The organism is Paraburkholderia saeva, from assembly GCF_907164555.1.
Classification (GTDB): Bacteria; Pseudomonadota; Gammaproteobacteria; order Burkholderiales; family Burkholderiaceae; genus Paraburkholderia; species Paraburkholderia saeva.
Genome location: NZ_CAJQZC010000011.1, coordinates 1 through 12246, shown reverse-complemented (window position 1 = coordinate 12246; position 12246 = coordinate 1). Strand labels below are relative to the sequence as shown.

Here is a 12246-nt window from a genome sequence, read left to right as displayed (position 1 = left end):
GTCTGTCTCCGGTCAGAAGTCGCTATCGAGGCCGTCCTGCACCTGCTCTGCAGCACGCAGCACGGCGCGCGCCTTGTTTTCGGTCTCTTGCCATTCGGATTCCGGCACCGAATCCGCGACGATGCCCGCGGCCGCCTGAACGTGCAGATTGCCGCTGTGAATCACGCCAGTGCGGATCGTGATCGCCAGATCCATTTCGCCCGTGAACGACAGATAGCCGACGGCGCCGCCGTAAAGCCCGCGCTTCACAGGTTCGAGTTCGTCGATCAGTTCCATCGCGCGGACCTTCGGCGCGCCCGAAAGCGTGCCCGCCGGGAACGTCGCGCGCAGCACGTCGAAATTCGTGACACCGGGTTTGAGCTTGCCTTCGACCGAGCTCACGATGTGCTGCACGTGCGAGTACTTTTCGATGACCATTTTGTCGGTCACCACCACCGAACCGATTTGCGCGATACGGCCGACGTCGTTACGCGCGAGGTCGATCAGCATGACGTGTTCGGCGATTTCCTTCGGGTCGTTCAGCAGTTCCGTGGCGAGTTCGGCGTCGCGCTCGGGCGTGTTGCCACGCGGACGCGTGCCCGCGAGCGGACGAATCGTCACGATGCGGTCTTCGCCGCGCTTTTCCTGGCGCACCAGGATTTCCGGCGAAGCGCCGACTACATGGAATTCGCCGAAGTTGTAGTAATACATATACGGCGAGGGATTCAGCGAGCGCAGCGCGCGATACAGCGAAAGCGGATTGTCGCGATACGGTTTCGTCAGACGCTGGCCGACCTGAACCTGCATCAGTTCGCCGGCCGCGACATATTCTTTCGCCTTGCGTACGGCGGCAAGGTAATCATCTTTCGCGAACTCGCGGAAAATCTCGGTGCGCACACTTGCCGACGTGACCGGCGGCTGAACGGTCGTGCGCAGACGCTGGCGCAGTTCGCGCAGACGCTGCTTCGCTTTCGTGTACGCCTCCGGCACGGCCGGATCGGCGTAGACCACGAGATACAGCTTGCCGGCGAGGTTGTCGATGACCGCGACTTCTTCGGTGAGCAGCAACTGGATGTCAGGCAGGCCGAGATCGTCGGGCGGCGCGGTGTTCGCGAGCTTTTTCTCGATGTAGCGCACCGCGTCATAGCCAAAATAGCCGGCCAGACCGCCGCTAAACCGCGGCAGACCAGGGCGTTGGGCCACCTTGAAACGTGCCTGAAACTGCTGGATGAACGCGAGCGGATCGCCTTCGTGCGTCTCCACGACCTTGCCGTCTTTCACCACTTCGGACACGCTGTTGCGCGTGCGCAGGAGTGTGCGCGCCGGCAGGCCGATGAACGAATAGCGGCCGAACCGCTCGCCGCCCACCACCGATTCGAGCAGGAACGAGTTGGCGCCGTTGCGCTCCGACTGCGCGAGCTTCAGATACAGCGAAAGCGGGGTTTCGAGGTCGGCGAGCGCCTCGGCGATCATCGGGATGCGATTGAAGCCCTCGTTCGCGAGGGACTGAAATTCGAGTTCGGTCATGTTCCGATCCTGTTCGTGCGTCCGGCACAGCGTAGGTGTGCTTCGGATAAGACGGGGGCGTTGCGCTTGCCGGCCAGGCTTTCTGTGTCTTACAGGGAGAGGCCGACCGGTGCGTGCTGTCCCGGGAACGCGTGCAAGCTCACATGACGCAACGGTACCGCGATGGATACACGAAGGCCAGATGAAGCGATGCAACGGTTGCCAGCGTAAGACTCGGGAAGCGCGCGAGAAGCGCAGCGAAGTAAAAAACGGTTGCCGAAGCCAGGCTTCAGCGTACCTCAGGCGAGGTTAGCGCGACCAGCGACGCCAGGGCCAGGCTCCCCGGTCGATGCTGCTCAGACTCCGTTTTTTATTCAGAAACATGAAGATGATGGACTTATAAAGTCGGTGATTGGTGCGCTGCGATGGCCTTGGCGGCCTCGAGCAGCGAAGCAACTATACCATCCGATTTTATTGTTTGTACAGACTGACCATGGTTGTAGCCGTACGGCACGGTCAACGTGGCGAGACCGGCGGCGCGGCCGGCCATCGCATCGTTTTCCGAGTCGCCGATTGCCACCGCTGCCTGCGGTGCGACCTGCATTTCGGCGCACGCGGTGATCATTGGCAGCGGATCGGGCTTCTTTTTCGCGAGCGTGTCACCGCCTATCACGACGCTGAAATAGCCGATCAGCCCGTATTGCGTGAGCAGTTGCACCGCAAAACGACGCGGCTTGTTCGTCACGCACGCGAGCTTGAGGCCGGCGTCGCGCATCGCCTTCAGGCCCGCTTCGACATCGGGATAGAGGCGCGTGTGCGTGCCGTTAATCCGTGAGTACTCTTCCTGATAGATCGCGAGCGCCTCGTCGAAGCGATCCTGCGCGTGCCCGGCCTCGAAACGCGGCGCGAGCACGCTGCGAATCAGGTGTTCCGAACCTTTGCCGACGTATTCGACCACTTCCTCGCGCGACGTTTCCGCCGCGTCGAGCTGCGCGAGCATGCCGTTCAATCCGGCCGTGAAATCGTCAGCCGTATCGATCATCGTGCCGTCGAGATCGATGATCGCAGCCTCGATGCGGGGGCCGCTGAAAACCGGTGCGGGAAAGGAGGGCGTCACAGTCATGTTCGGAACTCGCTGGAAATGCGTGGCAGACGGGCATGAAGCACGCACGTGAACCACGCGCCCTTCATACGTGAAAACTCATTTGCTGCGCGACGGATGCTCGACCTGGACAAGCGCCGCACGCATCTGGTCGATGACGGTCTTGTAGTCGGGTTTGCCGAAGATGGCCGAACCCGCGACGAACGTATCCGCGCCGGCCGCTGCGATTTCCGCAATATTGTCGATCTTCACGCCGCCGTCCACTTCGAGATGGATTTCGCGGCCGGTTTTTTCCGTGTACGCGTCGATACGGGCGCGCGCCTCGCGCAGCTTGTTCAGCGCTTCGGGAATAAACGACTGGCCGCCGAAACCCGGATTCACCGACATGATCAACACGAGATCGACCCTGTCCATCACGTGATCGAGGTAACTGAGCGACGTGGCCGGATTGAACACGAGGCCCGCCTTGCAGCCGTGATCGCGGATCAATGACAGCGTGCGGTCAATGTGGTCCGAGCCTTCCGGGTGAAAGCTGATCACGTTGGCGCCGGCTTTTGCGAAGTCCGGCACGATGCGGTCAACCGGACGCACCATCAGATGCACGTCGATCGGCACCTGGACGTGCGGGCGGATTGCCTCGCACACGAGCGGCCCGATGGTCAGGTTCGGCACATAGTGATTGTCCATCACGTCGAAGTGAATCCAGTCGGCGCCAGCGGCGACGACGTTGCGAACTTCTTCGCCAAGCCGCGAGAAATCGGCGGACAGGATGCTGGGTGCGATTTTGAATTGCGTCATGACGTGGGGAGTGGCAGCCGGAAAATTGCTATTTTACCGGTTTGCACGCCGGGAAACGCCTGTCCGGACGGGATAGTTGGTTGCGGGCGCTCGCTGCATCAAGCAGAATGCGAAACCAGAGCCGCTTCCCGCCGACAGGCCGCAAACCATTGGCGCGTGGGCTTCCCGCAGGTCGTCTTCACACCGGAACCAGGATGAGCCAGTACGAATTCAGCGTATCGGCGCAGGTCGCGTATCTGCCCGAAGAATCGGACCCCGAGCGTCGCAAGTATGCGTTCGCGTACACGCTGACCATCCGCAACAGCGGGCAGGTGCCGGCTCAGCTGATCGCACGCCACTGGGTCATCACCGACAGCGAAGATCATGTGCAGGAGGTGAAAGGTCTCGGCGTGGTCGGCCACCAGCCGCTCCTCAAACCGGGCGAGCAGTTCGAATATACGAGCTGGGCGTTGATCGCAACGCCCGTCGGCACGATGCGCGGGGAATATTTCTGCGTCGCGGAAGACGGCGAACGCTTCGAGGCGGCCGTGCCCGAGTTCATGTTGCGCATGCCGCGCACGCTGCATTGAACCGGCCGGCGGCCCGGCCTCCAGCCGCAGGGCTTGCTACGGCTGCGACTGCTGGTTGTCGCTGGAATCGCCCGCTGCCTTTTGTACACGTTGTGCGTTTCGGGCGTGCTTCTTCTTGCCGGATGACGTCCAGACAACGATGAAAATCAGCAGGAACAGCGCCAGAAGCGACTCCAGCGCAAATATCAGCATCGGGTATTCGTCGAACAGATCAGACATGGCGGTTTCCATCAAGAACGAACATTGTATGCGTATTGTCCGCACGGCCGCAGGCTGGGTCAGCGCGGTGGCGGTAGCGGCGATGCTGGCTGCGTGCGGTGGCGGTGCCTCGGTGAGACCTCTCTCGCCGCCGACGGGCGCCGCGATCATTCCGGGTCAGATTGCCTCGACGCGGCTCACGCCCGTCGCATGGCAGCAGGTGCCGGGTTGGCAGGACGATTCGCTGATCGGTGCAGCCGCGGCGCTCCGGCAGAACTGCGCGCGGCTCGCGCGTCAGCCGAACTGGCAGCGGGCCTGCGCCGCGGCAATGCAACTCGACGATCTCGATGTCGCCAGTGCGCGCACGTTCTTCGAAACGTATTTCACGCCGTTCCAGTTCGCCAATACCGACGGCACGCTCGATGGTCTCGTGACCGGCTATTACGAGCCACTGTTGCGCGGTTCGCGGGTGAGGCATGGCGTCTATCAGACAGCGCTGTATCGCTGGCCGGCGGGCTACCGCGCTGGCGCCGCGCTGCCGGCACGCGCGCAGCTTGAGCGCTCGGGCGTGCTGACAGGCAACGAGCTCGTGTGGGTCGACGATCCAATCGAAGCGTTCTTCCTCCAGGTGCAGGGGTCGGGGCGAATCGTGATGGAAGATGGCAGCGTGATGCGCGTCGGATTTGGTGGCACGAATAACCAGCCGTACAAGTCGATTGGTCGCTCGTTGCTGGATCGCGGCGAGATTACGCCAGCGCAGGCGACGATGCAGGGTATCAAGGGCTGGGCGCGTTCTAATCCGACGAAGGTCGACGCGTTGCTTGATACGAATCCGCGCTTTGTGTTCTTCCGCGAAATGCCCGCAAGCGATCCGGCGTCGCAGGCTGGCGCCGATGGCCCGATTGGCGCGCTGGGCGTACCGCTCACGCCGGAGCGTTCGATTGCTGTCGATCCGGCTTCGATTCCGCTCGGAACACCCGTGTTTTTGCAAACGACGCGCCCACTGACCAATTCGCCGATGAATCGTCTGGTGTTTGCACAGGACACCGGCTCGGCGATCAAGGGCGGTGTGCGCGCAGACTATTTCTGGGGTCTCGGCGACGACGCCGGGGACCTCGCCGGCAAGATGAAGCAGGCTGGTCGCATGTGGCTGCTGTTGCCTAATTCGTGATCGGGTGGACGGGTGTTGCGTGACACTCGTGCGCCTGACCGGGCGCGAGGCCGCGCAGCATGTTTGCATCTCGATCCGCGGCGTGGCGCCGCGGATCGCTTCTACATATTTGCCACGGGACGAGTCGATAAGACTTGCGCTGGCGACCCCGGCACAGCTTTTAGTCAGGGTGCTCAGCGCCCGGAAAACCGTTTGTCGATGACGCGTCGGGCCTTGCCGACCGAGCGTTCGATACCGTTTACCGCCAGTACGTTCACCACTGCACTCACGCCGATCAACGCCTTGATGTCGTAGGCGAGCGCCTGTTTCGCGGTATGGAGCGCACTTGTATCCGGCGCGGTTTCCGGACATGGTTCGACGTTCAGCGTCAGCACATCAAGCGGACCTTCCTTCGTGAGGATGATCTGATAGTGCGGCGCGAGTGCGTGCTGTTTCAGGAGCAGCTCCTCGATCTGCGTCGGGAAGACGTTGACGCCGCGCACGATCATCATGTCGTCCGAGCGGCCGGTAATCTTCTCCATACGCCGCATCGTGCGTGCGGTGCCCGGCAGCAGACGCGTCAGGTCGCGCGTGCGATAGCGGATGATTGGCAGCGCTTCTTTCGTCAGGGATGTGAAGACAAGCTCTCCGAATTCGCCTTCCGGCAACACTTCGCCTGTGTCCGGATCGATGATTTCGGGGTAGAAATGATCTTCCCAGATCGTCGGGCCGTCTTTCGTTTCCGCGCACTCCGATGCGACGCCTGGCCCCATGACCTCGGAGAGGCCGTAAATATCGACGGCGTCGATCCCCATGCGCTGCTCGATTGCGAGGCGCATATCGTTCGTCCACGGTTCCGCGCCGAAGATGCCGATGCGTAACGAGCAGTTCGCCGGATCGACGCCTTGCCGCTCGAGTTCATCCGCGATCGACAGCATGTAGCTCGGCGTCACCATGATGATGTCCGGACGGAAGTCCTGGATCAGCTGGACCTGTTTTTCAGTCTGACCGCCGCCGAATGGAATCACCGTGAGGCCGGCGCGTTCGGCGCCGTAGTGCGCGCCGAGTCCGCCGGTGAAGAGACCGTACCCGTAGCTGACGTGCACCTTGTCGCCGCGTCGGGCGCCGGCCGCACGGATCGAACGGGCGACAAGGTTTGCCCAGGTGTCGATGTCACGCGCGGTGTAGCCGACGACAGTCGGCTTGCCAGTCGTGCCCGACGACGCGTGAATTCGCGATATCTGCTCCTGCGGCACGGCAAACATGCCGAAGGGATAGCTGTCGCGCAGATCCTTCTTCGTGGTGAACGGGAAGCGTGCCAGATCCGCCAGCGTTTTCACCTCAGACGGATGGACGCCTGCTTCATCGAACTTGCGCCGGTACACGGGCGAGTTTTCGTATGCATGCGTGAGCGACCATTTCAGTCGTTCGAACTGGAGGGCGGCGAGTTCGTCGCGGCTCGCCGTTTCGATCGGGTCGAGCGGTAGATTGGTCGTCATGCGAATGTCTCCTTTGCTGCTTTTCAGAATAGATGTGCTGCGGATAACGAACCACGAAGCGCCAGGCTGCGGCGGGTGTTCGGCCTGGCGCCTCAGTTAGTCGGCAACAGGAATAACCGTGCCGCGAATCTGCGCCGATTTGCCCCGGAACATCGCGACAGTTTCTCCGGCGCGATTCGTTATCCGGATGTCGTAGATACCGTTGCGTCCGCTCAATGTCTGCTCGACGGCTTCGGCGGTCAGCTCTTCGCCGCCAGGAACCGGGCGCAGGAACTCGATCGAACAGCCCGACGCCACCGTGTTGATGTTGTACGAGTTACACGCGAAGGCGAAAGTCGAATCGGCCAGGGTGAAGATCAGGCCGCCGTGGCAGATCTGATGCCCGTTCAGAAAGTCAGGGCGGACCTGCATTCGCATGCTTGCGTATCCCGGGCGCACCTCCAGAAGCTCGAGGCCTAGCGCGCGACTGCAGGCATCCGCTTCGTACATCGCCTGAGCGGTGGCGCGGGCGAGCTGGTCCGGTGACATCGTGGCGTCGTGTTGCGGGTGGGTGGACATATCAACGGCCCTCGAAGCGCGGTGTGCGTTTTTCCATGAAGGCGCGCACGCCTTCCTCGTAGTCGTGCGATGCACCCAGATCACGCTGCAGATCGCGCTCGAGATCGAGCTGTGCGTCGAGCATCTGCGTAACGCCTTCGCGCATGGCGCGCTTGATGGCGGCGATGGCGCGCGTGGGTTGCTGCGCCAGTTGCGTGGCCAGCTTCGCTGCGGTTTCCTGCAGATCGGCATCGTTGACGGTCTGCCAGATAAGGCCCCAGCTTTCGGCCTTTTCGGCGGGAAGCCTGTCGCCGGTCATGGCGAGCCCAAGCGCGCGCGCCATACCGACGCGCTGCGGAAGGAACCACGTTCCGCCTGAATCAGGAACGAGGCCGATTTTCACAAACGCCTGAATGAAACTGGCCGAGCGGGCTGCAATGACAAGGTCGCAGGCAAGTGCGAGGTTGGCCCCGGCACCAGCGGCGGTGCCGTTGACGGCCGCGATGACCGGCATCGGCAACGCCTGAAGCCGGCGAATCAGCGGGTTGAAGTGTTCGTCGATCAGACCACCGAGGTCTGTCATCGCACCTGGCGTGAAATCGAGATCGGCGAGGTCCTGTCCTGCACAGAACCCGCGGCCTGATCCTGTCAGTACCAGCGCCCGCGTGCCCGCGGCCTCGACTTCGTCGAGTGCTGCACTGAGTTCCTTATGCATCACCCGTGTGAAGCTGTTGAGCTTGTCCGGGCGGTTCAGCGTCACTTTGGCGACGCGGGACGGTGCATCAATCTCGACACGGATCGTTTCATAGGACATTGGTTGTCTCCTGTTTGTCTCCACGACCTGCAACTGCAAATGCAAACGCCGAGGTGTTCAGATGCACTCGATCGCGAGCGCAATACCCTGACCCACGCCGATGCACATTGTGCACAGGGCGAACCGCCCGTTCGTACGTTCCAGTTGATGGAGCGCAGTTGTGATGAGGCGCGCGCCCGATGCGCCGAGCGGGTGCCCAAGCGCGATTGCTCCACCGTTCGGGTTGACGCGCGGGTCGTCGTCCTGCAGACCGAGTGCGCGAAGCACAGCGAGGCCCTGCGACGCGAACGCTTCATTCAGTTCGATGACGTCGAACTGGTCGAGCGACATGCCCGTCTGCTTCAGCAGTTTCAAGGTTGCGGGGGCGGGCCCGATGCCCATGATGCGTGGTTCCACACCTGCTGTTGCCATGCCGACGACACGTGCGCGCCGGCGCAGCCCGTACTTCTCAGATGCTTCATGATTTGCCAGCAGAAGCGCGCACGCGCCGTCGTTCACGCCCGAAGCGTTGCCAGCGGTGACAGTGCCGTCGGTGCGCACGACGCCCTTGAGCCTGGCCAATGATTCAAGCGATGTCTCACGCGGATGCTCATCGACGCTCACGCGAATGGCGTCACCTTTTTTCTGGGCAATTTCGACCGCGACGATTTCCTGCGCCAGCGTGCCGTCGCGCTGCGCGCGTGCGGCCTTTTGCTGGCTGCGCAGCGCAAATGCATCCTGATCCGCGCGGCTGATGCCGAATTCGACCGCCACGTTCTCCGCCGTTTCCGGCATCGAATCGACGCCGAAGTCGCGCTTCATCAACGTATTGACGAAGCGCCAGCCGATCGTCGTATCGTGAATCTCCGCCTGACGCGCGAACGCGCTTGTGGCTTTGCCCATGACAAACGGCGCGCGGGTCATGCTTTCTACGCCGCCCGCAATCATCAGATGCGCCTCGCCCGCCTTGATCGCGCGGGCGGCGGAGCCGACGGCGTCCATGCCGGATCCGCAAAGCCGGTTCAGCGTCGCGCCGGGTACGTCGATTGGCAGGCCGGCGAGCAGCGCCGACATGCGTGCGACGTTGCGGTTGTCTTCGCCTGCCTGATTGGCGCAGCCGTAGATGACGTCGTCGAGCGCGCGCCAGTCGACGTCCGGATTGCGTTCCATCAGTGCCTTGATGGGCACGGCGCCGAGATCGTCAGCGCGGACGTCTTTCAGGGCGCCACCGTAGCGGCCAAACGGGGTGCGAATTGCGTCGCAGATAAAGGCGTCGGTCATGTTCGATTCCAGTGAATGGCGGCCGGTGTTGCAGGCCGCACCGTCAACTCATGTTATGGGGACGTCGGTTCCGACTCCAGTCGGCCGGATGGCATATGCCGTCTGGCCGGCTTACGCCGGAACCGCCTTCGGTTCAACATGAACCCGGCTCTGAATCACACGGAAACGGTTTGCGACAAAAGCGGCGTCTGCGAGGGCCGCGTTCGCTGCAGGGTTGGCGCCCGTGCCGTGAAAATCGGAGAACGCTGCGGACTGGTTCACGAACACGCCACCCGTCAGGTTGATCGAAAGCGCCACGCCACCGCGGATCGATGCTTCGTGAGCCGCTTCGAGCACAGCGTCGTCAATGCTGTAAACCGAGAGCGTGAGCGCGCCATGTCCGGCTGCGATCTCTCCTGCAAGCTCGAGCGATTGAGCGGTCGAGTCAGTCGCAATGACGAACGAAATCGGACCGAACCATTCGCGGGTGAACTGCGCGCCATCGGTGGCGGCATCGAGTTGCAGCAGCAGCGGCGTGCGGACGCGCGCGCCAGCAAAGGCTGGATGCTCGAGCGTCTGGCTCTCGGCGAGTACGCGTCCAAGCGTGCGGGCTTCGTCGATACGCTGCGTGACGCCTTCGTTCTGGATTGCGCCAAGCAACTCGACGGCCCGCGCCGGATCGGCCACGAGCTTTTGCACTGCGCCGGCGATCGCCCCGGCGACTGCGTCGAAGCTCAGCGGGCCTTCGGACGTCCGGATGCCGTCGCGTGGAACGTAGATGTTCTGCGGTGCCGTGCACATCTGGCCGGAATACAACGCAAGCGAAAAGGCAATATTGCGGGCGGCGGACTTGATGTCGTCGACGGAATCGATAACGATCTGGTTGACCCCGGCCTTTTCTGTGAACACCTGCGCCTGATGGGCATTTCGCTCCAGCCATGTGCCATTTTGCGAACTGCCGGTGAAGTCGATCAGCCTGATTTCCGGGCGTTGGGCGAGATCCTGTACGAGCGCGCCGTCGTTCGGATCGGTCGCAAGGAGGGTCGCTACATTCGGGTCAAAACCCGCTTCGCGCAGCACCTCGCGTGCGATGCGAACGGTAATCGCGAGCGGCAGGATTGCACCCGGGTGCGGCTTGACGATGACTGTGTTGCCCGTGGCGAGGTCGGCGAAGAGGCCGGGGTAGCCGTTCCACGTGGGGAAAGTGCAGCAACCGAGCACGAGGCCCGTGCCGCGCGGCACAACGGTATAGCGCTTGCGCATCGCCAGCGGCGGATTCTTGCCTTGGGGCTTCTCCCAGTGCGCGTCAGCCGGAATGCGGCGCAACTGGTCCCAGGCGTACACAACGGCTTCGAGTGCGCGATCCTGCGCATGTGGGCCGCCTGCCTGAAAGGCCATCATGAAGGCCTGGCCAGTTGTATGCATCACGGCGTAACCGATCTCGAAGCTGGCGCGATTGACTCGCGACAGGATTTCGAGGCTCACGCCGACCCAGGCCTTCGGACCGGCTGCACGCCAGTCGCGCTGCGCGCGGGTCGACGCCGCAATGAGGGCGTTGACGTCGGCCTTGGGGTAACGGATGCCAAGCGGGAATCCGAATGGCGATACTTCGGCGCCGACTGTCTCCGTGGTGGCCGGCTGGTCAAGTTCGAACGTCCTGTTCAGGTGTGACTTGAACGCCGCCTCTCCATCCGTGTTCGCTGTTTCCCCGTACACTTTCGGACTGGGCATTTCAGTGAAGGGGCTCCAGTATCCGCGTGTCTCAATGGCGGCGAGAGCCTTCTGCAGCGTGTCTTCGTGCTTCGTGAATAGGGGATATGTCATGGCGGAAGGGATGCTGAACGTTAGAGGAGGCGGTTGTCGAATAATTGACCGACCGGTTGGTTGGGGAATGTTAGCATTATTGAGATGGTCCCGAGAAGCGTTTTTGCTTTTCATTCAAAACAAGGAGGATTCATGGCTTACGAAAACATTCTGGTGGAGACGCGCGGGCGGGTTGGGCTGGTGACATTGAATCGTCCGAAGGCGCTGAACGCCCTGAACGACGCATTAATGGACGAGCTTGGAGCGGCGCTCAAGGCGTTCGACGCCGACGATGCGATTGGCGCAATCGTAGTGACGGGCAGCGAAAAGGCGTTTGCTGCGGGCGCCGATATCGGGATGATGGCCACGTACACCTATATGGACGTCTACAAAGGCGACTACATCACTCGTAACTGGGAGGCCGTTCGCTCGATCCGCAAACCGGTCATTGCCGCGGTTGCGGGCTTCGCGCTGGGTGGCGGCTGCGAACTGGCGATGATGTGCGACATCATCTTCGCCGCCGATACCGCAAAGTTCGGTCAGCCGGAGATCAAGCTCGGTGTCATGCCCGGCGCCGGAGGTACACAACGCCTGCCCCGTGCCGTATCTAAAGCGAAAGCAATGGATATGTGCCTGACGGCGCGCTTCATGGATGCTGTCGAAGCGGAGCGTGCGGGCCTCGTGTCGCGCGTCATTCCCGCGGCCTCATTGCTTGACGAAGCGGTGGCTGCCGCGGCCGTCATTTCCGAGTTCCCGTTGCCCGCAGTGATGATGGTGAAGGAATCGGTGAATCGCGCGTATGAAACAACGCTGGCAGAAGGCGTGCATTTCGAGCGCCGCCTGTTCCATTCGTTGTTTGCAACCGAGGATCAAAAGGAAGGGATGGCTGCGTTCGTGGAGAAGCGCAAACCCGTATTCAAGCACCGCTAAGCAGGCTTATCAAAATAACGCTTGCAAGGCGCGGATGAGGTGGCTAGAATCTCGTTCTTTCGCGCTTTCAGAAGAAGGCGCGGGGAAGCGGGAAGCCAGTTGTGGCAAGGCTTTGCGGGTGG

Annotated in this window: 12 protein-coding genes; 3 read left to right on the top strand and 9 right to left on the bottom strand. The window is 62.1% G+C overall.

What is annotated here, in order from left to right; all coding sequences use genetic code 11:
• Positions 1-12 precede the first annotated feature (12 nt).
• From trpE to rpe, 3 genes are all read right to left on the bottom strand, one after another.
• Entirely contained in the window at positions 13-1506 is a 1494-nt protein-coding gene (gene trpE, locus LPA36_RS24110; RefSeq protein WP_228882409.1) for an anthranilate synthase component I, read from the bottom strand.
• 376 nt (positions 1507-1882) lie between these two features.
• Positions 1883-2608 carry a phosphoglycolate phosphatase gene (locus LPA36_RS24105; RefSeq protein WP_228882408.1) on the bottom strand — a complete coding sequence of 242 codons (726 nt, stop codon included), beginning with the start codon at positions 2606-2608 and terminating at the stop codon, positions 1883-1885.
• A gap of 78 nt (positions 2609-2686) precedes the next feature.
• The gene (rpe, locus tag LPA36_RS24100; protein ID WP_228882406.1) at positions 2687-3385 is read right to left on the bottom strand and encodes a ribulose-phosphate 3-epimerase; all 699 of its coding nucleotides are present in this window, start codon (positions 3383-3385) and stop codon (positions 2687-2689) included.
• Positions 3386-3579: 194 nt separating this feature from the next.
• Between rpe and apaG the strand changes: the two genes are divergently transcribed.
• Positions 3580-3954, top strand: a complete 375-nt coding sequence (gene apaG, locus LPA36_RS24095) for a Co2+/Mg2+ efflux protein ApaG (protein WP_090537419.1) — start codon at positions 3580-3582, stop codon at positions 3952-3954.
• 36 nt (positions 3955-3990) lie between these two features.
• Here the strand turns inward: apaG and LPA36_RS24090 are convergent, their stop codons facing one another.
• A complete protein-coding gene (locus LPA36_RS24090) occupies positions 3991-4173 on the bottom strand; it encodes a hypothetical protein (RefSeq protein ID WP_228882404.1) in 183 nt (60 codons plus the stop codon).
• Here LPA36_RS24090 and mltA point away from each other — a divergent pair.
• Entirely contained in the window at positions 4094-5323 is a 1230-nt protein-coding gene (gene mltA / locus LPA36_RS24085) for a murein transglycosylase A (RefSeq protein ID WP_228882401.1), read from the top strand. The two genes, LPA36_RS24090 and mltA, sit on opposite strands and share 80 nt — an antisense overlap.
• 173 nt (positions 5324-5496) lie before the next feature.
• Here mltA and paaK read toward each other — a convergent pair whose 3' ends face one another.
• From paaK to paaN, 5 genes are all read right to left on the bottom strand, one after another.
• Positions 5497-6801, bottom strand: coding sequence for a phenylacetate--CoA ligase PaaK (paaK, locus tag LPA36_RS24080; RefSeq protein ID WP_228882398.1), 1305 nt, complete (start codon positions 6799-6801; stop codon positions 5497-5499).
• 96 nt (positions 6802-6897) lie between these two features.
• A complete protein-coding gene (paaI, locus tag LPA36_RS24075; protein WP_228882396.1) occupies positions 6898-7359 on the bottom strand; it encodes a hydroxyphenylacetyl-CoA thioesterase PaaI in 462 nt (153 codons plus the stop codon).
• A 1-nt stretch (position 7360) separates the two neighbouring features.
• Positions 7361-8152, bottom strand: a complete 792-nt coding sequence (paaG, locus tag LPA36_RS24070; RefSeq protein ID WP_228882394.1) for a 2-(1,2-epoxy-1,2-dihydrophenyl)acetyl-CoA isomerase PaaG — start codon at positions 8150-8152, stop codon at positions 7361-7363.
• Between the two features lie 57 nt (positions 8153-8209).
• Positions 8210-9412, bottom strand: coding sequence for a 3-oxoadipyl-CoA thiolase (gene pcaF, locus LPA36_RS24065; RefSeq protein WP_228882393.1), 1203 nt, complete (start codon positions 9410-9412; stop codon positions 8210-8212).
• Between the two features lie 111 nt (positions 9413-9523).
• On the bottom strand, positions 9524-11215 hold the full coding sequence (paaN, locus tag LPA36_RS24060; RefSeq protein WP_228882390.1) for a phenylacetic acid degradation protein PaaN: 1692 nt from the start codon (positions 11213-11215) through the stop codon (positions 9524-9526).
• Positions 11216-11347: 132 nt separating this feature from the next.
• Here paaN and LPA36_RS24055 point away from each other — a divergent pair, with 132 nt between their 5' ends.
• Positions 11348-12124 (top strand): enoyl-CoA hydratase, encoded by a 777-nt coding sequence (locus tag LPA36_RS24055; protein ID WP_228882691.1) that lies wholly within the window; start codon positions 11348-11350, stop codon positions 12122-12124.
• Positions 12125-12246: the final 122 nt, after the last annotated feature.